Source organism: Rhodococcus rhodochrous (assembly GCF_014854695.1).
Taxonomy (GTDB): domain Bacteria; phylum Actinomycetota; class Actinomycetes; order Mycobacteriales; family Mycobacteriaceae; genus Rhodococcus.
This window is the reverse complement of sequence record NZ_CP027557.1, coordinates 4,964,896-4,989,676: the sequence shown is the minus strand read 5'-3', so window position 1 is coordinate 4,989,676 and position 24,781 is coordinate 4,964,896. Positions and strand designations below refer to the sequence as shown.

The following is a 24,781-nucleotide window of genomic DNA, read 5'->3' as shown; positions in this document are numbered from 1 at the left end:
ACGGCGTGCTGACATGTGCCAAGACGCTCGCGGATCGGTAATTCAAGTTTCATATAGTATTGGTAAGGCAAACCTTTGTCCTGCTGGGGGTATGTGACAACGATCTCCCGGAGCGAATATCAACTACTCACGTCACCCCTGCCGAGGGTCGCCGGATAGGGTCGCGGCATGAACGAAGTCGAGTCGGTCGCACGGTTCCGGAGCACCCACGGCCTCGATCACCTGATCGACGTCCACACGCACTTCATGCCTCGCAGCGTCATGGACAAGGTCTGGGCGTACTTCGACTCCGCGGGTCCGCTCGTCGGCCGGCCGTGGCCGATCACCTACCGGCACGACGAGGAGGAACGCGTCGCGCGCCTCCGCGACTTCGGGGTGCACCGGTTCACCGCCATGCTGTACCCGCACAAGCCGGAGATGGCGGCGTGGCTCAACTCGTGGGCGGCCGACTTCGCGGCCCGGACCCCCGACTGCCTCCACACCGCCACCTTCTACCCGGAGGCCGACGCGAAGGAGTACGTCGCGTCGGCGATCGAGGCGGGCGCGCGCGTGTTCAAATCCCACATCCAGGTCGGCGACTACTCGCCGCTCGACCCGCTCCTCGACGACGTGTGGGGCCTGCTCGAGGACTCGGGCGTGCCCATCGTCGTGCACTGCGGATCGGGCCCGGCGCCCGGCACGTACACCGGTCCCGCCCCGATGCGGGAGCTCATGCGCCGGTACCCGCAGCTGACGGTGATCGTCGCGCACATGGGTCTGCCCGAGTACCGCGAGTTCCTCGACCTCGCGGAGCACTACGAGCGGGTGCATCTCGACACGACGATGGCGTTCACCGATTTCGTCGAGGAGGACACACCCTTCCCGAAGGATCAGTTGCCGCGCCTCGACACGCTGCGCCGGAAGATCCTGCTCGGCACGGATTTTCCGAACATCCCGTACGGCTATCTCCACCAGCTCGAGGTGCTCGAACGCGTCGCGCCCGACAGCGAGTGGATCCGCGCGGTGTGCCGCGACAACGCCGCCTCGCTGTTCGGGCTCGGCGAGTGACCGGTGTGCTCGCCGATCAGGCGGTGATCGAGCGTCGGATGATCTTGCCGGTCGCGTTGCGGGGGAGCAGATCCTGCGTGATCCGCCAGACGGTGGGGACCTTGTAGTAGGCCAGTCGCTCGGCGCAGAAGGCTCGCAACTCGTCCTCGGTGATCGTGCTGCCGGGTCGCAGCACGACGACGGCGGCGACCTCCTGTCCCAGATCCTCGTGGTCCACGCCGATCACGGCGCTCTCGACGACGTCGGGGTGCTCGTCGAGGCGCTGTTCGATCTCCGTGGGATAGACGTTCTCGCCACCGCGCAGGATGAGATCGGACCGCCGGCCCGTGAGCCGCAGGCGTCCGTTCTCGATCGTGCCGTAGTCGCCGGTACGCAACCATCCCTCCGGGGTGATGGCCGCGTCCGTTGCGGCCGGATCCTCCCAGTAGCCGAGCATTACGTAGGGACTGCGGACGCAGATCTCGCCCTCGGTGCCGTCGGGCACCCGTTCGCCGAACGGATCGCGGATCTCCATGCTCACCGTGATGATGGGGGAGCCGAGGGTTCCGGGGAAAGCCTCGATTTCCGGGGCCGTCGCCATGGCGATCGCGGTGCTGCACTCGGTCAGACCGTAGCTGTCCACCAGAGCCTGTCGCGCGAAGGGGAACTTCGCCTGCAGGCGTTGCTTGAACGCGGGGGAGGACGGAGCAGAAGCCAGCGCGAACGCAGTGAGCGAGCCGAGGTCGTACCTGTCGGTGTTCTCGTGCTCGAGCATGCGCGAAGCCATCGTCGGCACCGCACCCCAGTTGGTCACCCTCTCGCGCTCGATGAGCGTGAAGACCTTGTCGACGTCGAACCCGCCTTCCGTCATGACAGCGGCGCTTCCCGTTGCGAGTCGCGGCACCGCAAGGTTGTGCAGGCTCGCGATGTGGAACAACGGTGAGGTCAGGAGGTACCGGTTGTCGCTGGGCACCGAGTCGTCATAGGGGCGCTGCTGCATCGCGGCAACCAGCGCGTCGGAGTATCGGTGATAGTCGACGACGGCGAGCACGTTGCGGTGGGAGTGCAGTGCCCCCTTGGGACGCCCACTGGTACCGCTCGTGAACAGGATGACCGCGGGATCGTCCTCCTCCACGTCGGCCGACGGCAGTTCGGCGCCGGACGCGGCGGCCACGATCCGAGGCACGTCCTGCTCGGTGGTGAGCAGATCGAACCCGGAGACCTCTGCTCTCGCCAGCAACTCGGCGCGCTTGGCGTCGGCGACGATCACCTTGGGCCGAACCAGGTTCACGCCGTAGGCGATTTCGGGCGGCGTCCACCAGGAGTTGAGGCCCACTGCGATTGCGCCCAGACACTGAGCGGCCCAGAAGGTGATGATCCATTCGGGGGAATTGGCCGCGAGAAGCGCGACGCGGTCGCCCTTCTTCACGCCGTGCTCGTCGCGCAGGACGGTCGCCAGGGCGGCCACGGCATCGGCGTGCGCGCTGAACGAGAGGCGGCGATCGGCAGTCACGAGGTAGTCGCGGTCGCCCCATTTCCGGGACGCGGCGACGAGGTCGCCGATGCGGCGGTCGCGGTTGCGCATGACCTGCATCCGGTTGCCGCGCACGTCCTCTTCGACGATTTCGAATCGGCCACCGGGGCCGGTGAGCTGGGAAACGACCTGCTGCAACATCTGCTGCAGATCTGCTTGTGCTGTCAAGGATTCGCCTTTCTCGGTCCCGCACGGTTTCGTCGCGCAGCAGGGCGTAAACAGGGGGATCGAAGAACTGTTTCGGGTGACCTGGTGCATCGAATCCTAGGCGCTGTGTCCACTGTCACAGATTTGTCCCGGTGAGTGAGAGTGGTCCAGGTCTCACTCTGCGGGGTGGCTACCTTCGCGACACCCGGCCTACCGTCCGGCGCCCCGGAATTGCGCTTCGGCCCAGACCGAGACCAAGGAGTCCATCGTCGTGAAACTCAGTGCTGCCTCGAAATCGATGGCGGGTCTGTTCGCCGTCGTAGTGGCGACGTCCGCTTGTGCGTCGGACCGTGGCGCCGACCCGTCGGCGGGCGCCCTCGCTCCGGCGGCAGCCGCCGCAGCTGCGGCGGCTCCCACGGCCGAGGAATCGTTCGGAACCCTCGCATCTCCGTGCGGGCCGGGTGATGCGGCAGGAAGCACCGACCAGGGGGTCTCGGATACCGAGATCCGCATCGGATACGGCGACGACCGGGGCTACTCGAAGAGTCCCGGACTCAACAAGGAGATCGGTGACGCCGTCTCCGCGATGATCGACTGGTGCAACGCCCAGGGTGGCATCAACGGCCGCACCATCGTCGGTACCCACTACGACGCTGCGATGACGCAGGCCAACGCCGTGATGCAGAACGCGTGTGCGAGCGAGTTCATGATGGTCGGTCACGGCTTCGCCATGGACCAGACCTCCGAGCAGACCCGGGTCGCGTGCAATCTCGCCGCTGTCCCCGCCTTCACCGTGTCCCCCGACGCGGCCAACGGCCCGATGACCTACCAGGGCGTCCCGTTCCCGGTCGACTACGCGAACGGCTCCCAGTGGTTCCAGATCGCCGAGATGTACCCGGACCTGGTCGGCGAGTTCGACGTCATCGACAGCACGATGCCCACGATCATCTCGGCGAGCACCAAGATCCGGTCCATCGCCGAGGCCGCCGGCTTCACCCTGAAGAACTGCGGTGTCACGCTCAACTACGAGGGCGAGTCGAGCTACGCGCCCTTCGCCGAGAAGTTCAAGCAGTGCGGCGTCAAGGGCCTGTGGACTTCTCGCTCTCCGGTGCCGGCCGAATTCAACTTCGTGAAGGCACTCGACCAGGCCGGCATCGACCCGATCCTGCTCGGTGAGGCCACGTGGTACGGCAACGCCGCCCAGGCATGGAACGGGGAAAGCGGTCTGCTCGACAACCTCCACGCCGGCATGACCTTCCAGATGATCGAGAACGCCGATGCCGTACCGGCCGTGAAGAAGTACGTCGAGCTCGTCACCGAGCAGGGCGGCAAGACCGCGCTGCTCGGCATGCAGGCCACCTCTTCGTTCCTACTGTGGGCGACCGCTGCGGACGCCTGCGGATCGGACCTGTCCCGTCAGTGCGTCATCGATGAACTGTCCCGAATCAACGAGTGGGACGGAGGCGGACTGCACGCCGTCACAGATCCCGGGAACAACATGCCGGCGACCTGCGGGCTCGTCGTGAAGCTCACCGGCGCCGAATACACCCAGGCGTTTCCCGCGCAGGCCGGCACCTTCGAGTGCGACGACCGCTACCGCGTCGCAACCGATCCGAGCACGTGGGGCACCGAACTCGGACCCGACCGCATCGCGACGAAATACCTGAACCCGAACATCATCAGACCGACCGTCTGATCCGAGGGCCCGGTGCCGGCGAGGCGTGACACGCACTCGCCGGCACCCCGACCAGAGGTACTCGCATGGACACCTTTCTGACCTTCACGATCGTGGGGTTGGTGCTCGGATCGGTTTACGCGATCGCTGCATCGGGCCTCGTTCTCACCTACAACACGTCCGGCATCTTCAACTTCGCGCACGGTGCACAGGCGATGCTCGGGGCGTTCGCCTACTGGCAACTGCGCTACGGCTGGGGGCTGCCCACACCCGTCGCGTTGCTTCTCGTCCTCGGCGTCCTCGGCCCGATGACGGGCCTGCTGCTCTACGTCGTGATCATGCGCGGGATGCGTGACACCGCCGAGGTCACCAAGATCGTCGTCACCGTGTCGATCCTGCTCGGCATGGTCTCGGTGTCGCACTGGTTCTGGCATCCCGAGACCGCACGCACCATGACGATGTTCTTCGGCGACCAGGCGAGAATCGACCTCTTCGGCGTCACCATCCGCTACCACGAATTGATCTGTCTCGCCGCCGCAGTGCTCATCGCCGCGGGATTGCGAATCATGTTCGTGCGCACCCGCGTCGGAGTGGCGATGCGAGGTGTGGTCGACGACCCCGATCTGCTGCGCCTGAACGGGCACGACCCCGACCGGCTCGCCGCGCTGTCCTGGATGATGGGTTCGACCCTCGCGGTGCTGGCAGGTGTCCTCGTGACACCGATCAACGGTGGCACCCTCGAAGCGAACATGCTGACCCTGCTCGTCATCGACGCGTTCGCGGCGGCGATGTTCGGCCGGCTGCGCAGCATTCCGCGTACCTTCGCCGGTGCCCTGTTCCTCGGCCTGGCAGCCACATACGTGCTCGCCTACTTCCCGACCGCGTGGACGTGGACGTCGAATCTGCGGGTGTCCCTGCCGATGATCGCGCTGTTCGTGGTTCTCGTCGTACTACCGCAGGATCGGTTGCGCGGTGCCGTCACCCGTACCCGGGAGCGCTACCACGTGCCGTCGGTGCGCAAGGCGATCGCCTGGGCGGTCGCGCTCGTCGTCATCGTCTATGCCATCCGCCTGCTCATGGTGACTTCGGCGGTCACGACCCTCACGATCGGCATGACCTTCGCGATCATCGCGTTGTCGCTGACCCTGCTGACCGGATACGCGGGCGAGATGAACCTCGCGCCGGTATCTTTCGGTGCCATCACGACGATCGTGGCCTTCCACTTCGGTATCTCCGGGAGCGGACTGGCCGCCCACCTGAACCTGTGGGGCGTGGCGCTCGGTGTCGCCGTCACGGCCGTGATCGGTGGACTCATCGCGCTGCCGGCCCTGCGGTTGCGCGGCCTCTATCTCGCCCTGGCCACGATGGCGTTCGGTGTGTTCCTGTCGAACATGGTGCTGCGCGACACCACCCAGCACGAACTGTTCGGTATCAGATTCTCGCTGTTCACCGACGGCAACATCGCGATCCCGCCGTTGAAGATCGGGCCGCTGGACCTGCGGAACGAGACGACCTTCCTCATGACGGTGACGGTGATCTTCGCTGTTCTCGGCGTGGGCATCATCGCCCTGCGCAACAGCGGCTACGGGCGCCGGCTCGCCGCGATGAAGGACAGTCCCGCAGCGGCGTCGATGCTCGGCCAGAGCCTGGTGCGGCTCAAGCTCGGGGTCTTCACCCTGTCGGCGGGCATCGCCGGCCTGGGCGGGCTGTTCATGTCGAGTGCGATGGGCTCGGTGTCGAACGAGAGCTTCTCGATCATGGTGAGCCTGTCGCTGCTGATGCTCACCGTCGTGGCCGGTATCGGTTACGTCTCCGGTGCGCTGTTCGGTGGTCTGATGTCGGGTATCGGCTTCGCCGTCATCATGGTTTCGTTCTCCGACCTCGCTGCGGGACAGCCGGAACTGGCCGGAATGTGGACCTTCCTCGGTCACGTCGCCGCAGTGAGCCCCGCGCTCATCGGTATCGGCGTCGCGGCCAACCCGAGCGGGACCGTCCACCAGATGGTGGAGGGCTACCGTCACCTGAAGAACGCGAAGCCCGTGCTGGTCGGGGGAGCCGCGGTGGTCCTCGTGTCGTACCTGCTCGCGCTCGTCGGCGTGCTCGACAACTGGTGGTTCGCATCGATCACCATCGCGACGGTGTTCATGCTCCCGGTCATGGGGCAGTGGCTGATGCCCGAGGCGGTGCTCGGCGCGGAGGAAGCACAACGTCGCGCGCCGCTGGTTCCCGAGCGGGTCGGAATCGACGAGCCCTACAACGAGCAAGCACGGGACGAGATCGACCGTGAACTCGGAATCGACGAACTTCTGGCCGCACGTGCCGCCGGATCGGAGAAGGAACTGATTCCTCATGGCTGAGGCACCCATTCTGGAAACACGCGGAATCACAGTCCGATTCGGCGGACACGTCGCGGTCAAGGACGTGAGTCTCGGAATCGAACCGGGAACGGTGACGGGCCTGATCGGACCCAACGGGGCCGGGAAGACGACCCTGTTCAACACGATCACCGGCCTGCAACGGCCGACGGCAGGCAAGGTCTTCCTCGATGGTCGTGACATCACGTCGCTACCGCCCTACAAGCGGGCCCGCATGGGTATGGCGCGCACGTTCCAGCGTCTCGAGTTGTTCGTGTCGCTGTCCGTGCGCGACAACCTCCGAGTGGCCGGAGACATCCACAATGCCAACGGACGCAACAAGATCGACGTGGACGAAGAAGTCGACCGGCTCCTCGAACTGACCGGCCTGGCCGATATCGCGAGCACCGACGTCTCGGACGTACCCACCGGACGTGCCCGCGTCGTGGAGGTCGCCCGCGCGTTGATGACGTCTCCGCGCGTGCTGCTGCTCGACGAGCCCGCGTCCGGGCAGACCGAGCAGGAGACCGAGGCCTTCGCCACGCTGCTCGGTGACCTGGCGAAGGACGGCCTCGCGATATGCCTCGTCGAGCACGACATCCCGCTGGTGATGAAGATCTGTTCGCGGATCCACGTGCTCGACTACGGAGCGGTGCTGGCAAGTGGTGTTCCGGACGAGATCAAGAACGATCCGGCAGTGATCAACGCCTACATCGGCACCGAGGAGGAAGCGGTATGAGCGTCGAACCGTTGCTCGAACTATCGGGTGTCCGGGCCGGATACGGCGCGATCGAGGTGCTGCACAGCGTGGACCTCGTACTCGAACCGGGCGCGGTGGTCGCCCTGCTCGGGCCCAACGGCGGAGGTAAGACGACGACCCTGCGCGTGTGCTCGGGGATCCATCCGGTCTCGTCGGGTGAGTTCCGGCTGGCCGGCCGGGTCGTCAACGGTGTGTCCGCAGCGGAACTCGCACGTCTGGGGGTGTGCTCGATTCCCGAGGGGCGCGGCATCTTCCCCAACCTCACCGTCCGCGAGAACCTGTGGATCGGAACCGGCACCGGTGTTCCTCTCGCCGACCTCGAAGAGGTGGCGTACACGCGATTCCCCGTTCTCGGTGAGCGTCGATCGCAGCTGGCCGGTTCGATGTCCGGCGGCGAACAGCAGATGCTTGCGCTGTCGCGGGCGCTCGGTACCCATCCCACGGTGCTGTTGCTCGACGAACTGTCGATGGGCCTGGCACCGCGCATCGTCTCCCAGATCTACGAGATCGTCGGCGAACTCGCCGCCGAGGGCGTGTCGATTCTCGTAGCCGAACAGTTCGCGCGAGCGGTGCTCCCGATCGCCACCAGTGCCGCGCTGATGTTGCAGGGCCGGGTGGTGCGCACCGGCGATCCGGCCGAGATCGAAGAAGAACTTTCCACCACCTATCTAGTGCGGCGTGGGAAAAGTAGTTTTGCGGTCAGGTTTGAGATACTGCGGCATGCGAGTTGCTCCTTTGGTGTTGCATGACGGGGATCGAGACGAGCTGGCTGCGTTGGTCCGCTCCAAGGCCGTCCGTGCGGACGTGGCACGGCGAGCACGGATGATGCTGCTTGCGGCCGACGGCGAGTCCAACACGCAGATCGCGCACACGGTCGGGGTGTCGCGGCCGACGGTGACTCTGTGGCGCAGTCGGTACGAGCAGGCGGGGATCGCTGGCCTGGTCGACGTGCACCGCTCGGGTCGGCCCCGCAGTGTTGATCACGCGAAGGTCGTCGCCGCGACGCTCGCGCCGCCGCCGAAGAAGTACGGGGTCACGCATTGGAGCAGTCGATTGCTCGGGAAGCATCTCGGTATCGACAACACCACGGTGGCCGCGGCGTGGCGTGAGTACGGTGTCAAGCCTTGGCGCAGTGAAACATTCAAGTTCTCTACCGACCCGGAACTGGTCGCCAAGGTCACCGACGTCGTCGGTTTGTATCTCGCCCCGCCGGAGAACGCGATTGTGTTGTGTGTGGATGAGAAGTCGCAGATCCAGGCGCTGGACCGGACCGCGCCGATGCTGCCGATGCGGATCGGTTCGGTCGAGAAACGCACCCACGACTACGTTCGGCACGGCACGTCGACGTTGTTCGCAGCTCTCGACATCGCTACCGGCAAGGTCACCGGACTGTGTCGACCCCGGCATCGTCATCAAGAGTTCCTCACCTTTCTTCGGCATCTCGACCGGGCATATCCGGAACAAGATCTGCATTTGGTGATGGACAACTACGCCACCCACAAGAAGGCCGAAATCCGAGCCTGGCTGGCCGAACATCCTCGATTCCATGTGCATTTCACCCCGACCTCCGCGTCGTGGATGAACCTGGTCGAGGTGTGGTTCGGCATCATCGAACGGCAAGCTATTCATCGCGGCACCTTCGGCAGTGTCAAGGAACTGAACGCCAAGATCCGTGCGTTCATCACTGGCTGGAACACCCGATGCGCTCCGTTCGTGTGGACCAAGACAGCCGACCAGATCCTGGCCAAGGCTGATCGGCAAGACACTTCAACCACGGACCACTAGGAGGATGACCATGACCGCACTCGCCGACGAGCGACGTGAACAGTTCAAGAAGGACGTTGCAGCGCTGGGTCTCGACGTCCCCCGTCCGGATTCGGGAGGAAAGGCCCGCATCGTCGGCCTGGCCCTGATGGTGATCGGCGCCGTCGCGGTCTTCGTCGTCTACATTGCGTCGCTGACCCTCTCCGATACCCGTGACCTGCTGTCCTACCAGTTGCTCGCTCTTGGCTTCGTGGCTGTCACTCTGATCGGTGTGGCGGTCTATCTCGCCGCCGCGGTCACTCGTGTCCTGCGTCTGTGGCTGGTCAGGCAGTTGCTCGAGAGCAGCACGCAGGCCGAGCGGATCGCGCAGGCGCTCGCACGCAACGACTGATCGCACATACGCCGAACGCGGCGACGGCCCATCCTGAAAGGGGATGGGCCGTCGCGTCTTTCGAATCCTCAGGGGTCAGCTGCCCGCAGCCTCGAGGCCGGTGGTGATGTCGGCGAGGATGTCGTCGATGTTCTCGATGCCCACGGCGAGTCGCACGAGACCCGGGGTGACACCCGCGGCGATCTGCTCCTCGCCGGTGAGCTGCGAGTGGGTCGTCGACGCGGGGTGGATGACCAGCGAACGGACGTCGCCGATGTTCGCGACGTGGCTGTGCAGGGTCAGCGCGTTGACGAAGCGCTTGCCGGCGTCGATGCCGCCGGAGAGCTCGAACACCACGATCGCACCGGCGCCGCGCGGGGTGAGCTGCTGGGCGCGGTCGTACCACGGCGAGGACTTCAGGCCGGCGTAGGCGACGGAGGTGACCTCCGGGCGTCCCTCGAGGAACTCGGCGACCTTCTGTGCGTTCTCCACGTGCCGCTCGATGCGCAGACTCAGAGTCTCGAGACCCTGCGAGATGAGGAAGGCGTTGAACGGGGAGACCGCTGCGCCCATGTCGCGCAGCAGCTGCACGCGTGCCTTGAGTGCGTAGGCCGGAGCTCCGAGGTCGGCGAAGACGACACCGTGGTAGCTCGGGTCGGGGGTCGTGAAACCGGCGTGGCGACCCTGCGTCCAGTCGAACGTGCCGCCGTCGACGATGACACCGGCGATGGCCGTGCCGTGGCCGCCGAGGTACTTGGTGGCCGAGTGCACGACGATGTCGGCACCGTGCTCGAGCGGGCGGAGCAGGTAGGGGGTGGCGACCGTGTTGTCGACGATCAGCGGCAGCCCGTTCTCGTGGGCGACACCCGAGATGCCGGGCAGGTCGAGGATGTGGTTCTTCGGGTTGGCGATCGTCTCGCCGAAGAACGCGCGGGTGTTGTCGCGGACGGCCTCGCGCCACTGGTCGAGGTCGTCGGGATCCTGGACGAAGGTGACCTCGATGCCGAGCTTGGGCAGTGTGTAGTGGAACAGGTTGTACGTGCCGCCGTAGAGATACGGGCTCGACACGATGTGGTCGCCGGCCTGCGCCAGGTTGAGGATCGCGAAGGTCTCGGCGGCCTGTCCGGACGCGAGCAGGAGGGCGGCGACGCCACCTTCGAGGGCGGCGATGCGCTGCTCGACCGCGTCCTGCGTCGGGTTCATGATGCGGGTGTAGATGTTGCCCGGCTCGGCGAGACCGAACAGCGCCGCGGCGTGATCGGTGCTGTCGAAGGTGTAGCTGGTGGTCTGGTAGATGGGCAGTGCCCGGGCCTTCGTGTCGCCGCCGGCGGGCTGGCCCACGTGGATCTGCTTGGTCTCGAAGCTCCAGTTTGCGCTGGGATCGGTTGCTTCAGGGGTGTCGCTCATGGCTCTGCTCCGGATTCGGGATGTGTTCTGATCGTCGACGTGCTGACCTTCGGGCCCCACACACGACATCACCGTACGACGGTGTGGAGGGGGCAGGAATGGGTGCGGCGGTCAGCGGGCCCGGCACCCGCGGATACACGAAATGTGGGCACGACGGTGCGGCGACCGGCTCGCGCGCTCGTACGTCTTGCTCACGGTCCCGACAATAACCTGTCCGCACGATTCCGACCAGACTCATAGGGATTCACTCTCCCCGGGAAACTGACTCCTGAGTACCTACAGTCTGTGTGTACCCCTTCCGGTGTGACCGCTGTTACTGCTAACGTTCTGGAACAGATTCCAGTTTCGTGAGGCGCGCAGGGTCGTGGCCAGGACTTATGGAGGTGCAGTTGACCGCCGTCGACTCCGCGCTCGAGCCCGTCGGAACCTCGTCGAAGCGAGAACTTCCACCATCGATGGTCGATCGGATGACTCTCATCCTGGAGGCCTTCGACAGCCGCGGCGCCCTCACTCTCGAAGAGGTCACCTGTCGCTCAGGGTTGCCCCGTTCGACCGTGCACCGCATCCTCGACCACCTCGTGCGTCGCGACTGGATCGAGCACGCATCCTTCGGTTACTGCCTCGGCCCGCGTGCCCTCGGCCTCGGTGGCAGCGACACCGGTCACCGCCGTATCCGGGAGGCCGCTGCGCCGCATCTCCACGACCTGGCGATGCAGACCGGTGCCGTCGTCCACCTGACAGTCCTCGAGGGCAACGAGGTGCTCTACCTCGACAAGGTCGGTGGGCAGCTCGCGTCGAGCGTGCCCTCGCGGGTAGGCGGGCGGTTCCCCGCCTACGCCACCGCGGCCGGCAAGTCCATCCTCGCGTGGCTCGAACCCGAACGCATCGACGCGCTGTACGGCAAGGCGCTCGTGCCGTGCACCGAGCGCACCATCCGCGATCACGTCGCACTGCACCAGGAGCTCAACCGCATCCGCAAGCGTCGTGGCGTCGCATTCGAACGTGAGGAGGCCGCGCGGGGCATCGGATGCGTGGGTGTCGCGCTCCGCGGCGTCGACGGCCCGGTTGCCGCCCTGTCGCTGGCAGCGGACGCCCGTTCGACCCGCCTGGAGTGGGTGGCGCCGATCGTCGCCGATACCGCTCGGAAGATCACGCGCACGCTGTTCCCCGAGCAGGAGCGCGACGACAGCCTGCAGGCCGCCGAGAAGGTGGGCTGACGCCCTTCGGTTTTCGCCACGAACGGCTGTGCGCAGTTCTCGTTCGGATCCCTTCGGGGAGATCGACGAGAACTGCGCACAGTTCGTTATGGGCCCGTAGGCCGTGTCAGAGCAGGTGGACCTTCTTGTAGAGGATCTTCGACGGTCCGCCGATGAGGCCGACGTTGTCGAGGAAGGTCATCAGCTTCGCGCCGGACTTGCGCACGCGATCGTGATAGTGCTTGTTGCCCTTCGCCTCTCGCAGAGCGCGCTCGCGGTCGAGGCCTGCATTGGCGTAGACGTCGGGGTGGATCATGCTCTTGACGACGAAGAAGACCACGAGCGCGGTGTTGAAGCGCTCTATCGCCAGTCGTGCGCGGCTCGCACCGGCGAGTCGGCGTGCGACCTCCTCGCGGGCGAAGCGGATGTGGCGCGCCTCCTCGAGGACGTGGATCTTCGACACCGCGCGGGTGACAGGCTGGACCCGCTCGTCGCGCATGAAGTCGCGCTGCATCATGTCGAGGATCTCCTCGGCAGCCATGACCGATGCATAGGCGTTGGCGCCCTTGAAGAAATGGCCCCACAGGCGACCGAGCTGGTGGATGTAGCGGGCCGGACCGTAGCCCGGCATGTTCAGCCGTTCGCCGGCGCGCGCGAACATCACCGAGTGGCGGCACTCGTCGGCGACCTCGGTGAGGGCGAACTGGACGTGACGCGAATGCTTGTCGCGGTCGTAGACGTCGCGCAGAAGCATCTGCATGAGCAGGATCTCGAACCACAGGCCGACGCTCGAAACGCTCGCGGCCTCGTGCTTGGTCAGCTCGATGCGCTGTTCGTCGGTGAGCTCGTCCCACAGCGCGGTGCCGTAGAGCGTGCTCCATTCGGGGGTCATACCGAACTTGTCGTCGGGGACGGGGGCTTCCCAGTCCACCTCGACGACCGGGTCGTACGACTTGCGTGCGGACGAGGCGAGCAGTCGTCCGGCGGTTTCTTCGCGATCGGACAGTGCGACGCCGGGGATGAAGCCCTTGCTGGTCTCGCGGGTGAGCGATGCGGTCATGTCTCCACCTTTTTAGTGTGACGACTGGTAACTGTTATCCAGGTTAGCGTGATCACGCGCACAGCACAATGCCCGCGACCTGCGTCGCGGGCATCGAGAAAGAAAAGAGAGGGGCGGGCTACGAGCGCCGGGGTGCCCAGAAGACGGAAATCACCGCTCCGACCAGCAGGATCGCGGCGACTGCCCACGATGCCTGCTGCAAGCCATCGAGGAAGGCGTTCTGTGCGAGTTCGGCGAGTTGCTCGCCTTGTGGACCCGCCTGCTCGGCGACCTGTATCGCGGCGGCGAGCGAATCCTGTACGGCGGACCGGGCCGGTTCGGGGATCATCGGCGCCACCGGATCGATGCCGTGCCCGTAGGCCGCGGCCAGGACGCTGCCCGTGATCGCGACACCGATCGCCGCACCGATCTCGCGGGTCGCGTCGTTGACCGCCGACGCCACGCCCAACTGGTCCTCGGGAGTGTTGGTGACGATCGCGTGGGTCGCGGGAGCCGTACAGATACCGACGCCGACACCCGCGATGCTCAGCGCGAACGCCACCTCGACGTAGGTGGAGTCGGCGTCGAGCAGGCCCATGAGGATCAGTGCGACGCCGATCAGCGCCAAGCCGGCGCTGAGCAGGATGCGGATGCCCACCCGCGTCAGCAGCGCGGGCACGGCGAGCGACAGGCCCATGACGACGAGGAAGATCGGCGTCAGTGCCAGGGAGGCCCGCAGCGGCGAGTAGCCCAGCACGAGCTGCAGGTACTGCACGATGAGGAAGAACAGACCGAAACCCGCGAGATACTGGAACGACAACCCGGCCGCGCCCACACCGAACGCCCGCTGGCGGAACAACCGCACGTCCAGGAGCGGCGCCTTCGACCGGAGTTCGACAAGGACGAATCCGACTGCCGCCGCGAGGCCCGCGATCATCGATCCGAGCGTCAGCGCGTCCGTCCATCCACGATGCGGACCTTCCATCACCCCGAGGACGAACAGGCCCACGGCGAGGACGACGAGGGTGCCGCCCCCGAAGTCGAACGGCAACGGCTGCGTCGAGCGCGACGAGTCGATGGTGAACGACAGGGCGACCAGCAGGATCGCGATGGCGGCGGAACCCGCGAAGATCACCCGCCACGACGCGTATTCGAGCACCAGTCCCGACAGAATCATGCCGAGCACGGCACCCGATCCGGCCACACCGGCCCAGATGCCGATGACACGTGCCCGATGAGCCTCGGCGAAACCTGCAGTGATCAGCGACAACGTCGACGGCATGACCAACGCTGCGCCGACACCTGCAACTGCGCGCGCCCCGATGATCCACAACGGTGCATCGGCGACCAGCGGCAACAGCGAACCGGCGGCGAAGACGATCAGGCCGACGATCATGACGCCGCGGCGACCGAGCCGATCGCCCAGCGCGCCGGCCGGGAGGAGCAGTGCCGCCAGTGCGAGGGTGTAGCCGTCGACGATCCACGTCAGCTGGGACTGCGTCGCGCCGGTGTCGACCGCGATGTCGGGCAGGGCCGTGTTGAGCGAGGCCATCGCCGCGATGACCACGGCGACGGCCGAGCACGCGACGGCGAGCAGCCGGATCTGGGCTCGCGTCATGCGAGGAGGTGCGGTGGTGGTCGCGGTGCTGTCTGACACGGGAGCCTTCCGGAGGGAGGGGAATGCCGGGACCAGAAACGAGACTGTCGGTATCGTAACTGAACCACCGGTCTCACACATGCTTCGCTCTCAGCGACTACAACTGGAAGCGTGAGCGTCGAACCCGAAGCAGAACCCCGCCGCGACGTCGAGACCCGGCCCGCCTCACCGCGCGACGAGGATCCGCGCCGCGTGCGTTCGCGCGCCCGACTGCTCGACGCCGCCACCACCCTCCTCGCGACCGGCGGTGCCGACGCCGTGACGATCGATGCGGTCACCGCCTCTGCCGGCGTCGCGCGGGCCACCCTCTATCGGCACTTCGCGAATGGAACCGAGCTGGTCGCCGCGGCCTTCGCGCGGCTCCTCCCACCGGCGCCGCCGGTCCCGGAGGACGGCGATCTCCGCAGCCGCCTCGTCGAACTGCTCGCCGCCCAGGCACGCATCATCGAGGAGGCGCCCATCCCGTTGACGGCGATGTGCTGGATGGGACTCGGCCCGGGCCTCGGCGAACTCACGAAGGAACCGGGTCGCAGCGAGCGGCCCGAACTGCAGTCGCTGCGCGAGATCCTCGTCGACCGCTACCGGTCGTCGTTCGACCGTGTGCTCGCCACCTCCGAGGCCCGCCGCGAACTCGGCGACTTCGACTACGACCTGGCTCTGGTCCAGTTGCTCGGGCCGATCGTCTTCAACCGCCTCGCGACGCTCGCGCCCATCGACCGGCGCGCGTGCGAGCACATCGTCGACGACTTCATCGCCGCGCGCAGGGCCCGCCGGACGGACCTTTAGAGCCCCATGTCCTCGTCGCCCAGACCGTCCGCGCCCACGGCGGTCTTGTTCTTCTCCTCCCGCGGGCGACGCAGGACGTACAGCCGCGAATGCTGGAAGTCCCGCAGCCGCAGCGTGCGCACGGTCTGGAAGCGGAACTCTTCGCAGTCGGTGAGCGCGTCGGCGAGATTCTCGTCGACGAGGATCGTGCCCGGCCGCGCCGCACCGGTGAGGCGGGCCGCGATGTTGACGACCGAACCGAACAGGTCGCCGAAGCGCGGCAACGCCTGACCCCACGCCAGTCCGATCCGCAGGTCCGGATAGTCCTTCTGGGACCCGAACGAATCCTGCAGTTCGAGGGCGATGCGCGCGGCGTCGACCGGACGTTCGGCCGCGAACATCACCTCGTCGCCGACGGTCTTGATCACCCAGCCGTTGTGCCGGGCAATGACGTCGGAGACCTCCGATTCGAAGTAGTCGAGCAGCTCGCTCAGCGCGGCCGCGTCGATCTGCCGGGTCAGCCGGGTGTAGCCGACCATGTCGGCGAAGCCGACGACCAGCTCGTGCAGCTCCCCGGAATCCTGCGGGCGCGCGGCGGCCCGGGCGGTCGTGGCCACCAGGTGCCGACGCCACATGTGGCTCTGCAGGCTCACCGCGAGCTCGGTCGTGCGATCGACGATGTGGTCGACCAGCGCGCGGATCTCCTCTTCCTGCGGGGGAGTCTCCGCTTCCTCGTAGGCGGAGGCCAGTTGCGTGAAGACGTGGGTGTTGAGCAGATTCAGCTGCCATTCGGTCAGCCGTGACATCGACTGCCCGATCGACCGGGCCGCGGGCACCTCGAGGCGTTCGTCGACCGCGCCGCTCGCGATGATGGCGGCCGTCGCGCGCAGGGCCTCGACGTCGCCGTCGGTGAACATCACGACGTCGGGATCGGGATCGACGGTCAGACCGAGCGCCTGCCACAGCCGTCGCACGCGCGCAGGTGCGAGCCCGCACAACTCCGCCACCTCGTTCAGGGTGTAGCGAAGAGGACCACCGAGCAGCGCGTTCTCCAGCTGTGACTGGATCACGGACAGCACGTCGGTTCCTGATGCGGGTGCCGGATCGGACGGGGTCACGCATCCATCCTTACCGTGCGCGGGGCCCGTGTGCGCGGCAGGCCATGTCGAACAGGTGTGCAGGCGTGTCGTACGGATGTGCGACAGTGACCGTCATCGAAGCCCTGCCGACCCGTCGGCGAACCGAGAAAGGACGTCGCATGTCGCCCCGCAGACGCGCGGACCACCTGACGGAGGAACAACTCGGAGAGCTCGGTGCTGCTCTCGCCGAGGGGCGCCGCGCGACCGTCTACCTCGTCGAGGGCATCCCGAGTCTCGGCATCGACCCGGGGACGTCGGCGCGGGTGGTGTCGATCAGCGGCAGCACCGTGATGGTGCGGCCGAAGGGCGTCGACGACGAGTTGCCGTTCGAGACCGACGAACTGCGCGCCACCCGGGAGCCGGCCGGAACCAAGCGCGCACCGGCGAAGGCCGCGCGCACGTCCGGTAGTGCGAAGCCCGCTCCGGCGAAGGCTGCACCTGCGAAGGCTGCACCTGTGCAACCCGCGACCCCGCGGGCTACCGCATCCAAGCCTGCTACCCCGAAGCCTGCTACCCCGAAGTCCGAGAGCCCAGCGGCCGCTGCGGTTCCCCGCGCCCAGGAGAAGAAGCCCGTGACCCAGACGACCTCCGCTTCGTCCGACGCTCCCGCCTCCCGGCCGCCGGCACCGGCGAAGCCGAAGGCCCCCGCCCGCAAGGCGAAGAAGGCGCCGTCGATCACGATCACCGTCACGATCGACCCGGAGAACGAGTGGACGGTGGGGGTCGCGCACGGCACCCGCAAGGTCGGCAAGCCAGCGCCGGTCGCCCCCGACGCCGTCGAACGGGCGGTGAAGGAACTCGGTGACCCCACGGCCACCGAGGCCGTCCAGTCGGTGATCGAGGAGGCGCGTCGCGCGGCCGAGGAACGGGTCGCGCAGCTCAGCCGCGAACTCGAGGAGGCCCGTCAAGCTCTGGAAAGCTTGGGCGCAACCCGGAAATCCGGCGGAAACCTCTAGTACGCTCAGCCCGACGGCTGCCGGACGGCGCAGCGCAGGAGGGCCCCCATGTTCAGAAAACTGGTTGTTGCAATCGCGAGCGCTGTCGCGCTGGTCGGAGCAGGTTCCGGGGTGGCTGTCGCGGCGCCTCCGGTCACCCTCGGCGGCGGTTCGGGAATCACGCTCGGAGACAACGGGCAGGACATCTTCGACTGCACACTCACCACGATCGGCAACGACGCCGCCGGTCGCCTGGTGGGTCTCACCGCCGCGCACTGCGGCTCTCCGGGCATGACGGTGAAGGCCGAATACGACCTCGCTGCCGGTTCGGTGGGTCGCATCGTGTCGACCAACGAGCGGCTCGACTACGCCGTCATCGAGTTCGACCGGGGCAAGGTGGTTCCCGTCAACCGCGTCGGCGACGTGACGATCACGGGCCTCGGCGCCCCCGCGGGCTTCCCGAACATCGCCTGCAAGGAAGGTCGCACCACGGGCAACACCTGCGGCATCGTCTGGGGCGACGTGTTCGGCTCGCAGGAGACGTGGACCCAGGTGTGCGTCATCGAAGGCGACTCGGGCGCACCGCTCGTGGTGGGCACGACGCTCGTCGCGATGGTCAACGCCTACCTGCTCGCGCCGTGCGTCGGTCCCGAGGTCGGAACGAACATCGACGTGATCATGGCCGACATCAACGGTCGGGGCGGGCCGGGCGCAGGTTTCCGTCCGATCTAGCAGCACCCCCGGAGCGCGAGGGTTCACCCGACCCTCATCCGCACACCGCACCGTTCGATGCGGAACCGACCAGCTTCGTGTACTTCGCCAGTACACCTCGGGTGTAGCGCGGCGCCAGTGGCTCCCAGCCCTGTCGCCGCGTTTCCATGTCCTTCTCGTCGACCAGCACGTCGAGCAGGCCGTTCGAGACGTCGAGACGGATGCGGTCGCCGTCGCGGACGAACGCGATGGGACCGCCGTCGACGGCCTCCGGGGCGACGTGCCCGACACACAACCCGGTGGTGCCACCGGAGAACCGTCCGTCGGTGAGCAGCAGGACGTCCTTGCCGAGACCGGCGCCCTTGATCGCGCCCGTGATCGCGAGCATCTCGCGCATGCCCGGACCGCCCTTGGGACCCTCGTAGCGGATGACCACCACGTCGCCGGCGGTGATGGTGCCGTCCTCGAGCGCATCCATCGCGGCCCGTTCGCGTTCGAAGACCCGCGCCGTTCCCTCGAAGACCGACTCGTCGAAGCCCGCGGACTTCACGACCGCTCCACCGGGAGCGAGGCTGCCGCGGAGGATCGTGATGCCGCCGGTGGGATGGATGGGGTCGCTCAGGGCGCGCAGCACCTTGCCGTCGGGGTCCGGAGGAGCGATGCCGGAGAGGTTCTCCGCGACGGTCTTCCCCGTGACGGTGAGGCAGTCGCCGTGCAGCAGACCCGCGTCGAGCAGTGCCTTCATGATGACCGGGACGCCGCCGATGTGGTCGACGTCCTTCATCACGTGCCGGCCGAACGGTTTGACGTCGGCGAGGTGCGGCACCCGCGCGCCCACCCGGACGAAGTCGTCGAGGCTCAGATCCACCTGCGCCTCGTGCGCGATCGCGAGCAGGTGGAGCACGGCGTTCGTGGACCCACCGAAGGCCATGACCACCGAGATGGCGTTCTCGAATGCTTCCTTGGTGAGGATGTCGGACGCGGTGATGCCGCGCTTCAGCATTTCGACCACCGCCTGCCCGCTGCGCCGCGCGAAACCGTCGCGGCGACGATCCGTCGCGGGTGGTGACGCGCTCCCCGGCAGCGACATGCCGAGCGCTTCGGCCGAGGCGGCCATCGTGTTGGCGGTGTACATGCCGCCGCAGGCACCCTCGCCGGGGCAGATGGCGCGTTCGATCGCGTCGAGGTCGGTCTCGGACATCAGGCCGCGCGCGCACGCACCGACCGCCTCGAAGGCGTCGATGATCGTCACGTCGCGTTCGGTGCCGTCGGACAGTTTCGCGATGCCCGGCAGGATCGACCCGGCATACAGGAAGACGGCGGCGAGATCGAGGCGGGCCGCGGCCATGAGCATCCCGGGCAGGGACTTGTCGCACCCCGCGAGCAGCACGGAGCCGTCGAGTCGCTCGGCCTGCATCACCGTCTCGACGCTGTCGGCGATGACCTCCCGCGACACCAGCGAGAAGTGCATGCCCTCGTGTCCCATCGAGATCCCGTCGGACACGGAGATGGTGCCGAACTCGAGCGGATAACCGCCCGCGGCGTGTACGCCCTCCTTCACCGACCGCGCGAGGCGTTCGAGCGGGAGGTTGCAGGGCGTGATCTCGTTCCACGACGATGCCACGCCGATCTGCGGCTTGCCCCAGTCGTCGTCGCCCATACCCACCGCGCGGAGCATGCCGCGCGAGGCGGCCTTCTCCATGCCGTCGGTGACGTCGCGGCTGCGGGGCTTGATATCGGGTCGGTCCGTCATGACGTCTTCCTGGGGTCGCGGCCGGTGAGGGCGATGAGTCGGTCCTGGGGGGACGCGTCGTCGGGAACCGCGACGGGATCGGCGAACAGACCGCTCGAGGCGAGCATGTCCTTCTGCGGTTCGACGTCGGCGAGCACGGCGTCGACGAGTTCGGCGTCGAGAGTCTCGTCGGCACCGATGGCCCGGGCGAGATCCCAGGTGTGCACGGTGATGTCCGCGATCTGCTGCTTCATGTAGTCGAGACACGGGACGGTGCCGTAGGACAGGTGGACCTCCTGAGCCGGTGACGCCATCGCCCAGGCGGCGGTCGCCTGATCGGCGAAGCGTGCCCATTCGGCGGCGAGATCGTCCCCGATCGGTTCGAGTGCGGCCTTCGCGTCGTCGAGGGAACGGCCGGAGAGCAGCGGCTGGATCCAGCGCTGTTCGTCGACCATGTGCCACACCAGGTCGGTGACGTCCCACTCGGTGTCCGGGGTGGGTGCGTGCCAGTCGCGGATCTGCGCGACACGGTCGTCGAACTCGCGACGTGCGGTTCGTTGCAGGGAGAGCCAGTCGGTCGCCATGGATCTCAGCCTAGGGCGCGGGCTGCTCGGATCACGGCGATTTCAACTCCTGCGATCATGCGCGGGATGCGGGACGATCGGGAGTCGCACCGTGTCGTCGTCGAGGAGAAGTACATGCCTGTCCCCACCGTCCAGCTCGCGCCCGGTCTCGTCGTCAGCGCCCAGGGTTACGGCGCGATGTCCGTCGCCCCCGTCTACGGCGAAGTGAATCTCGACGAGGCGCTCGCGACCCTGCACCACGCCGTGGATCTGGGCATCACCTTCATCGATACCGCCAACGTCTACGGCGACGGCACCAGCGAGAAGGTGGTCGGCACGCTGCTCGCCGAGCGGCGGGACGAAGTGCAGCTGGCGACGAAGTTCGGTCTCGTCGGTGCGGTCGGCGGTAAGGGCACCGCCAACCGTCGCATCAACGGCCGCCCCGAGTACGCGAAGCAGGCCATCGACGAATCGCTCGGGCGTCTCGGCGTCGACCATGTCGACCTGTACTACCTGCACCGTGTCGATCCGGAGGTGCCGGTCGAGGAGACGGTCGGTGCCCTCGCCGAACTCGTGCAGGCCGGCAAGGTGCGGCACATCGGTTTGTCGGAGGCCACCGGCGACGAGCTGCGTCGCGCGCACGCGGTCCATCCGATCGCGGCGATCCAGTCGGAGTGGAGCATCGTCTCGCGCGACGTCGAACGGCACGTGGTGCCCACCGCCGCCGAACTCGGCATCGGCTTCGTGCCGTACTCGCCGGTGAGCCGCGGACTGCTCACCGATGCCTTCGAGCCCGATCAGGTCGCCGAGAACGACCTGCGCAAGCGCTTTCCGCGCTTCGACGCCGACGCCCTGCCGACCAACCTCGCGGTGCGCGAGGAAGTGCGGGCAGTCGCGAAGGAAACGGACGCGACGATCGCGCAGATCGCCCTGGCATGGCTGGATGCGAAGGGTCGCGAGTTCGGGTTGCCGTCGGTGTCGATCCCCGGCACCCGCTACGCGAGTCGCGTGACCGAGAACGCCGGTGCACTCGACGTGACGCTCACCGACGAGCAGGTCGCGCGGCTGGATCGGCTCGCCGACAAGGTCGCCGGTCCGCGTGCGGCCGACCCGACGTGGGTGTCGCTCGGACGTGAGTAATTAGCACCGTTAACAGACCGGCGCGTATCGTCCTTGTGACATGAGGGCATGGCTGGTCTGGGGTATCGGAGTCTTCGCCTACATCGTCGCCGTCCTCCATCGGACGGCGTTCGGTGTCTCCGGACTCGCCGCCACCGAACGCTTCGAGATCTCGCCGTCGGTGCTGTCCGGCTTCGTCGTCCTGCAGCTCATCGTCTACGCGGGGATGCAGATCCCGGCCGGTGTGCTGCTCGACAGATTCGGCTCGCGACGGATGATCGCGACCGGCGCCGTGATCCTCGCCGTCGGTCAGGCAATCCTCGCCGTCACGGAGTCGCTACCGGTCGCGTATCTGGCCCGAGTGCTGGTCGGGGTCGGTGACGCCCTGACGTTCATCTCGGTGCTGCGGCTCGTGCCGGTGTGGTTCGCGCCGCGCCGGGTGCCCGTCGTCTCGCAGCTGACGGGCATCTTCGGCCAGCTCGGTCAGGTGCTGTCGGCGGTGCCGTTCGTCCTGCTGCTCACCGGCACCGGATGGACGGCCGCCTACGGCAGTGCTGCGGCGCTCGGCCTGTTCGCATGCGTGCTGGTGTTCGCGATCGTGCGCGACACCCCGCCCGGTGAGGCGCGGGAGGCCACCGCGTCGGGGCTGCGCGAGGTGATCGGCGGGCTCGGCACGGTATGGCGGCGCCCCGGCACCAAACTCGGCTTCTTCACCCACATGGGCACGCAGTTCTCGGTGACGACCTTCGCGCTCATGTGGGGCGTGCCGTATCTGGTCTCCGCGCAGGGACTGTCACCCGCAGCGGCCGGTTCGATGCTGACCGTCTCGGTGGTCACCGCCATCTCCGCCGGGCCGATACTCGGCGTGCTGTCGGGACGCTTCCCGACCAGACGCTCGTGGCTCGTGCTCATGATCATCCTGGCCAGCGCGGTGACGTGGTCGGCGGTGCTCGCCCTCCCCGGACCCGCACCGGTATGGCTGCTCGTCGTGCTCGTCGTCGTCATCTCGGTGGGCGGCCCGGGATCGATGATCGGCTTCGACTATGCCCGTACCTTCAATCCCGGGACCGCCCTCGGCACGGCCAACGGCATCGTCAACATCGGCGGCTTTCTCGCGACACTGCTGGTCGTGCAGACGATGGGCATCGTGCTCGACCGGCTCGGCGGCTACACCTTCGACGCCTTCCGCGTCGCGTGGTTCGCGCAGTACCCGATCTGGGTGATCGCGCTCATCGGGGTGCTCGTGACCCGAGGGCGCGCCCGCCGCGAGGCCGGCATCGAAGCGCGTTCGCTGCGGGCCGTCGTGATCGATCGGCTCGGTCGCGGCAAGCGCTGACCCTCGGCCGAGGTCGTCAGCGACCCTTCCAGACCGGCTGACGTTTCTCGGCGAATGCGCGCGGTCCTTCCATCGCGTCCTCGCTCGTGAACACGACCTTCAACGCGTTGCGGTTGGCGTCCCACGCTGCGTCTCCCCAGTCGGGACTGTTGGCGGTCCGGTGGATCATCGCCTTCGATTCGCGGACGGCCACAGGGGCATTCGTTGCAATGATCTCGGCCAGTTCGAGTGCGACCTCCAAAGCGGTGCCGACAGGGGCAACCCGGTTCACCAGGCCCAGCTCCTTGCCCTGCGCGGCGGTGATGGGTTCACCGGTCAGTGCGAGTTCGAGAGCGACCTTGCGGGGGATCTGCTGCTGCATCCGGATCACACCGCCGGCGGCCGCGAACAGTCCGCGCCTGACTTCGGGCAGGCCCAACTTCGCCTCCTCGTCGACGACGGCGAGATCGCTTGCAAGGACGAGTTCGGTTCCGCCACCGAGGGCGAACCCGTTGACCGCCGCGATGGTGGGCTTGGCGCTCCAGTGCTGCACGTATCCGGCGAAGCCCCATTCGGGGTGGCCTTCGGCCGACGTATCCTCGCCCGCTGCAAGGGCCTTGAGGTCGGCACCGGCGCAGAAGGCGCGACCGGCTCCGGTGATCACGACGACTCGCACATCGTCGTCGTTGTTGGCTGCTTCCAGGTGGTTGCCGACTGCGGTGGCCAATGCACCGTTCACGGCGTTGAGGGCGCGCGGGCGGTTGAGGGTGATGAGTGCGACGTTGCCGCGCTTCTCGTACAGGGCCGCGGGTTCGGATGGGGTGGTCTGATCGGACATGGGGGCCTTTCGGATGGCTGCGGGCAGCAGCTACTTATCGATCGCTAAAGGCCTATCATGGTGTTGACGGCCGGTCAATCGATAACCGCGGGTGCGGGGAGGAGTGACGGGACGAAGAACGTCTCCAGTTTTGCCCGCAACTGCTCGAGCGAGCCCACGCCGGCGCCGATCGAACTGATGTAGTTCATCTCCAATTCCGAAATCCACTCGCACAGAAGTGTCAGGTCGACATCGGCTCGCATCTCGCCGGATTCCTGAGCTTCGAGCAGGATCGGTTCCCACAGTTCGCGGGTGAGTTCGACCGCGCGCCCGGATGTGGAGAGCAGACTGGTGGCCAGGGTGGCCTCCGCCGGGGACACCAGCCGGTGGATCATCGGGTCTCGCAGGCCGCGCCGGACGTTTCGGCAGATGCCTTCGACGATGCGTTCGCCGAAGGTCGGATACGAGCGGATCTTCTCGCGGGAGGGGGCCATGCCGATCCGGGCGCGGCGAACGATCGATTCCATGATCAAGGAATTCCGATCGGAGAAGTACCGGTAGACCGTCGCTCGCGACATGCCGGCAACGCGGGCGACGTCGGCCATCGTGGTCTTCGCGATGCCGAACTGCTCGAAGCAGGACTCGGCTGCTTCGAGGATCGCTGTACTCGCGTCGCTGGTCTCGGTGTCCCTGTTCGTTGCCACGTCAGCACCTTACTGTGCGGGCGTCATGCGACACTAGACTCTAAATGTCTCA

The 24,781-nt window shown here is 67.0% G+C and carries 22 protein-coding genes; 13 read left to right on the top strand and 9 right to left on the bottom strand.

Going from position 1 to position 24,781, the window contains the following annotated elements:
- Nucleotides 1-168 precede the first annotated feature (168 nt).
- The gene (locus C6Y44_RS22735; protein ID WP_159417352.1) at nucleotides 169-1,047 is read left to right on the top strand and encodes an amidohydrolase family protein; all 879 of its coding nucleotides are present in this window, start codon (nucleotides 169-171) and stop codon (nucleotides 1,045-1,047) included.
- A gap of 16 nt (nucleotides 1,048-1,063) precedes the next feature.
- Here the strand turns inward: C6Y44_RS22735 and C6Y44_RS22730 are convergent, their stop codons facing one another.
- Complete coding sequence (locus C6Y44_RS22730) at nucleotides 1,064-2,728, bottom strand: class I adenylate-forming enzyme family protein (protein ID WP_026061188.1); 1,665 nt, start codon at nucleotides 2,726-2,728, stop codon at nucleotides 1,064-1,066.
- 277 nt (nucleotides 2,729-3,005) lie between these two features.
- Between C6Y44_RS22730 and C6Y44_RS22725 the strand changes: the two genes are divergently transcribed.
- The 6 genes from C6Y44_RS22725 to C6Y44_RS22700 all read left to right on the top strand — a co-directional run bounded on the left by C6Y44_RS22725 (nucleotide 3,006) and on the right by C6Y44_RS22700 (nucleotide 9,651).
- On the top strand, nucleotides 3,006-4,403 hold the full coding sequence (locus C6Y44_RS22725) for an ABC transporter substrate-binding protein (RefSeq protein WP_174247105.1): 1,398 nt from the start codon (nucleotides 3,006-3,008) through the stop codon (nucleotides 4,401-4,403).
- 65 nt (nucleotides 4,404-4,468) lie between these two features.
- Nucleotides 4,469-6,739 (top strand): ABC transporter permease, encoded by a 2,271-nt coding sequence (locus C6Y44_RS22720; RefSeq protein WP_159417354.1) that lies wholly within the window; start codon nucleotides 4,469-4,471, stop codon nucleotides 6,737-6,739.
- The gene (locus tag C6Y44_RS22715) at nucleotides 6,732-7,475 is read left to right on the top strand and encodes an ABC transporter ATP-binding protein (protein ID WP_016694190.1); all 744 of its coding nucleotides are present in this window, start codon (nucleotides 6,732-6,734) and stop codon (nucleotides 7,473-7,475) included. Before C6Y44_RS22720 ends, C6Y44_RS22715 begins: the two co-directional genes overlap by 8 nt.
- Nucleotides 7,472-8,245 (top strand): ABC transporter ATP-binding protein, encoded by a 774-nt coding sequence (locus C6Y44_RS22710; RefSeq protein ID WP_225623663.1) that lies wholly within the window; start codon nucleotides 7,472-7,474, stop codon nucleotides 8,243-8,245. The genes C6Y44_RS22715 and C6Y44_RS22710 overlap by 4 nt, the downstream gene beginning before the upstream one ends.
- Nucleotides 8,217-9,281 (top strand): IS630 family transposase, encoded by a 1,065-nt coding sequence (locus C6Y44_RS22705; protein WP_192378590.1) that lies wholly within the window; start codon nucleotides 8,217-8,219, stop codon nucleotides 9,279-9,281. Before C6Y44_RS22710 ends, C6Y44_RS22705 begins: the two co-directional genes overlap by 29 nt.
- 4 nt (nucleotides 9,282-9,285) lie before the next feature.
- Entirely contained in the window at nucleotides 9,286-9,651 is a 366-nt protein-coding gene (locus C6Y44_RS22700) for a hypothetical protein (RefSeq protein WP_159417355.1), read from the top strand.
- A 75-nt stretch (nucleotides 9,652-9,726) separates the two neighbouring features.
- On the opposite strand, the gene C6Y44_RS22695 is transcribed toward C6Y44_RS22700, so the two are convergent.
- Complete coding sequence (locus C6Y44_RS22695; RefSeq protein WP_085470129.1) at nucleotides 9,727-11,037, bottom strand: bifunctional o-acetylhomoserine/o-acetylserine sulfhydrylase; 1,311 nt, start codon at nucleotides 11,035-11,037, stop codon at nucleotides 9,727-9,729.
- A gap of 377 nt (nucleotides 11,038-11,414) precedes the next feature.
- On the opposite strand from C6Y44_RS22695, the gene C6Y44_RS22690 reads away from it, so the two are divergent.
- Nucleotides 11,415-12,254, top strand: coding sequence for an IclR family transcriptional regulator (locus C6Y44_RS22690; protein WP_159417356.1), 840 nt, complete (start codon nucleotides 11,415-11,417; stop codon nucleotides 12,252-12,254).
- A gap of 106 nt (nucleotides 12,255-12,360) precedes the next feature.
- Here the strand turns inward: C6Y44_RS22690 and C6Y44_RS22685 are convergent, their stop codons facing one another.
- A complete protein-coding gene (locus C6Y44_RS22685; protein WP_120280576.1) occupies nucleotides 12,361-13,293 on the bottom strand; it encodes an AurF N-oxygenase family protein in 933 nt (310 codons plus the stop codon).
- A gap of 118 nt (nucleotides 13,294-13,411) precedes the next feature.
- Nucleotides 13,412-14,890 (bottom strand): MFS transporter, encoded by a 1,479-nt coding sequence (locus C6Y44_RS22680; RefSeq protein ID WP_159419099.1) that lies wholly within the window; start codon nucleotides 14,888-14,890, stop codon nucleotides 13,412-13,414.
- Nucleotides 14,891-15,040: 150 nt separating this feature from the next.
- Here C6Y44_RS22680 and C6Y44_RS22675 point away from each other — a divergent pair, with 150 nt between their 5' ends.
- On the top strand, nucleotides 15,041-15,715 hold the full coding sequence (locus C6Y44_RS22675) for a TetR family transcriptional regulator (RefSeq protein ID WP_436839529.1): 675 nt from the start codon (nucleotides 15,041-15,043) through the stop codon (nucleotides 15,713-15,715).
- Here C6Y44_RS22675 and C6Y44_RS22670 read toward each other — a convergent pair.
- On the bottom strand, nucleotides 15,712-16,812 hold the full coding sequence (locus tag C6Y44_RS22670) for an adenylate/guanylate cyclase domain-containing protein (RefSeq protein ID WP_120280575.1): 1,101 nt from the start codon (nucleotides 16,810-16,812) through the stop codon (nucleotides 15,712-15,714). The genes C6Y44_RS22675 and C6Y44_RS22670 overlap by 4 nt on opposite strands.
- A gap of 140 nt (nucleotides 16,813-16,952) precedes the next feature.
- Here C6Y44_RS22670 and C6Y44_RS22665 point away from each other — a divergent pair, with 140 nt between their 5' ends.
- A complete protein-coding gene (locus C6Y44_RS22665) occupies nucleotides 16,953-17,789 on the top strand; it encodes a DUF6319 family protein (RefSeq protein WP_174246977.1) in 837 nt (278 codons plus the stop codon).
- Nucleotides 17,790-17,837: 48 nt separating this feature from the next.
- Nucleotides 17,838-18,500: a chymotrypsin family serine protease gene (locus C6Y44_RS22660; protein ID WP_172414987.1), complete on the top strand. Its 663-nt coding sequence runs from the start codon at nucleotides 17,838-17,840 to the stop codon at nucleotides 18,498-18,500.
- Nucleotides 18,501-18,534: 34 nt separating this feature from the next.
- Here the strand turns inward: C6Y44_RS22660 and ilvD are convergent, their stop codons facing one another.
- Together ilvD and C6Y44_RS22650 are read right to left on the bottom strand one after the other, a co-directional pair.
- A complete protein-coding gene (gene ilvD / locus C6Y44_RS22655; protein ID WP_159417358.1) occupies nucleotides 18,535-20,232 on the bottom strand; it encodes a dihydroxy-acid dehydratase in 1,698 nt (565 codons plus the stop codon).
- Entirely contained in the window at nucleotides 20,229-20,795 is a 567-nt protein-coding gene (locus C6Y44_RS22650; protein ID WP_159417359.1) for a TIGR03086 family metal-binding protein, read from the bottom strand. The genes ilvD and C6Y44_RS22650 overlap by 4 nt, the downstream gene beginning before the upstream one ends.
- A gap of 114 nt (nucleotides 20,796-20,909) precedes the next feature.
- Between C6Y44_RS22650 and C6Y44_RS22645 the strand changes: the two genes are divergently transcribed.
- Together C6Y44_RS22645 and C6Y44_RS22640 are read left to right on the top strand one after the other, a co-directional pair.
- Complete coding sequence (locus C6Y44_RS22645) at nucleotides 20,910-21,914, top strand: aldo/keto reductase (protein ID WP_026061176.1); 1,005 nt, start codon at nucleotides 20,910-20,912, stop codon at nucleotides 21,912-21,914.
- 40 nt (nucleotides 21,915-21,954) lie between these two features.
- A complete protein-coding gene (locus C6Y44_RS22640) occupies nucleotides 21,955-23,229 on the top strand; it encodes an MFS transporter (protein WP_159417360.1) in 1,275 nt (424 codons plus the stop codon).
- 16 nt (nucleotides 23,230-23,245) lie between these two features.
- On the opposite strand, the gene C6Y44_RS22635 is transcribed toward C6Y44_RS22640, so the two are convergent.
- Nucleotides 23,246-24,046 (bottom strand): crotonase/enoyl-CoA hydratase family protein, encoded by an 801-nt coding sequence (locus tag C6Y44_RS22635; RefSeq protein WP_159417361.1) that lies wholly within the window; start codon nucleotides 24,044-24,046, stop codon nucleotides 23,246-23,248.
- Nucleotides 24,047-24,120: 74 nt separating this feature from the next.
- Nucleotides 24,121-24,729 (bottom strand): TetR/AcrR family transcriptional regulator, encoded by a 609-nt coding sequence (locus tag C6Y44_RS22630; RefSeq protein WP_016692432.1) that lies wholly within the window; start codon nucleotides 24,727-24,729, stop codon nucleotides 24,121-24,123.
- Nucleotides 24,730-24,781: the final 52 nt, after the last annotated feature.

Coding starts and splice junctions, on each gene's coding strand:
- C6Y44_RS22710 (WP_225623663.1), top strand. CDS start 7,472: ATGAGCGTCGAACCGTTGCTCGAACTATCGGGTGTCCGGGCCGGATAC.
- C6Y44_RS22725 (WP_174247105.1), top strand. CDS start 3,006: ATGGCGGGTCTGTTCGCCGTCGTAGTGGCGACGTCCGCTTGTGCGTCG.
- C6Y44_RS22700 (WP_159417355.1), top strand. CDS start 9,286: ATGACCATGACCGCACTCGCCGACGAGCGACGTGAACAGTTCAAGAAG.
- C6Y44_RS22705 (WP_192378590.1), top strand. CDS start 8,217: ATGCGAGTTGCTCCTTTGGTGTTGCATGACGGGGATCGAGACGAGCTG.
- C6Y44_RS22645 (WP_026061176.1), top strand. CDS start 20,910: ATGCCTGTCCCCACCGTCCAGCTCGCGCCCGGTCTCGTCGTCAGCGCC.
- C6Y44_RS22660 (WP_172414987.1), top strand. CDS start 17,838: ATGTTCAGAAAACTGGTTGTTGCAATCGCGAGCGCTGTCGCGCTGGTC.
- ilvD (WP_159417358.1), bottom strand. CDS start 20,232: ATGACGGACCGACCCGATATCAAGCCCCGCAGCCGCGACGTCACCGAC.
- C6Y44_RS22635 (WP_159417361.1), bottom strand. CDS start 24,046: ATGTCCGATCAGACCACCCCATCCGAACCCGCGGCCCTGTACGAGAAG.
- C6Y44_RS22695 (WP_085470129.1), bottom strand. CDS start 11,037: ATGAGCGACACCCCTGAAGCAACCGATCCCAGCGCAAACTGGAGCTTC.
- C6Y44_RS22735 (WP_159417352.1), top strand. CDS start 169: ATGAACGAAGTCGAGTCGGTCGCACGGTTCCGGAGCACCCACGGCCTC.
- C6Y44_RS22640 (WP_159417360.1), top strand. CDS start 21,955: ATGAGGGCATGGCTGGTCTGGGGTATCGGAGTCTTCGCCTACATCGTC.
- C6Y44_RS22690 (WP_159417356.1), top strand. CDS start 11,415: ATGGAGGTGCAGTTGACCGCCGTCGACTCCGCGCTCGAGCCCGTCGGA.
- C6Y44_RS22715 (WP_016694190.1), top strand. CDS start 6,732: ATGGCTGAGGCACCCATTCTGGAAACACGCGGAATCACAGTCCGATTC.
- C6Y44_RS22665 (WP_174246977.1), top strand. CDS start 16,953: ATGTCGCCCCGCAGACGCGCGGACCACCTGACGGAGGAACAACTCGGA.
- C6Y44_RS22650 (WP_159417359.1), bottom strand. CDS start 20,795: ATGGCGACCGACTGGCTCTCCCTGCAACGAACCGCACGTCGCGAGTTC.
- C6Y44_RS22680 (WP_159419099.1), bottom strand. CDS start 14,890: ATGACGCGAGCCCAGATCCGGCTGCTCGCCGTCGCGTGCTCGGCCGTC.
- C6Y44_RS22685 (WP_120280576.1), bottom strand. CDS start 13,293: ATGACCGCATCGCTCACCCGCGAGACCAGCAAGGGCTTCATCCCCGGC.
- C6Y44_RS22720 (WP_159417354.1), top strand. CDS start 4,469: ATGGACACCTTTCTGACCTTCACGATCGTGGGGTTGGTGCTCGGATCG.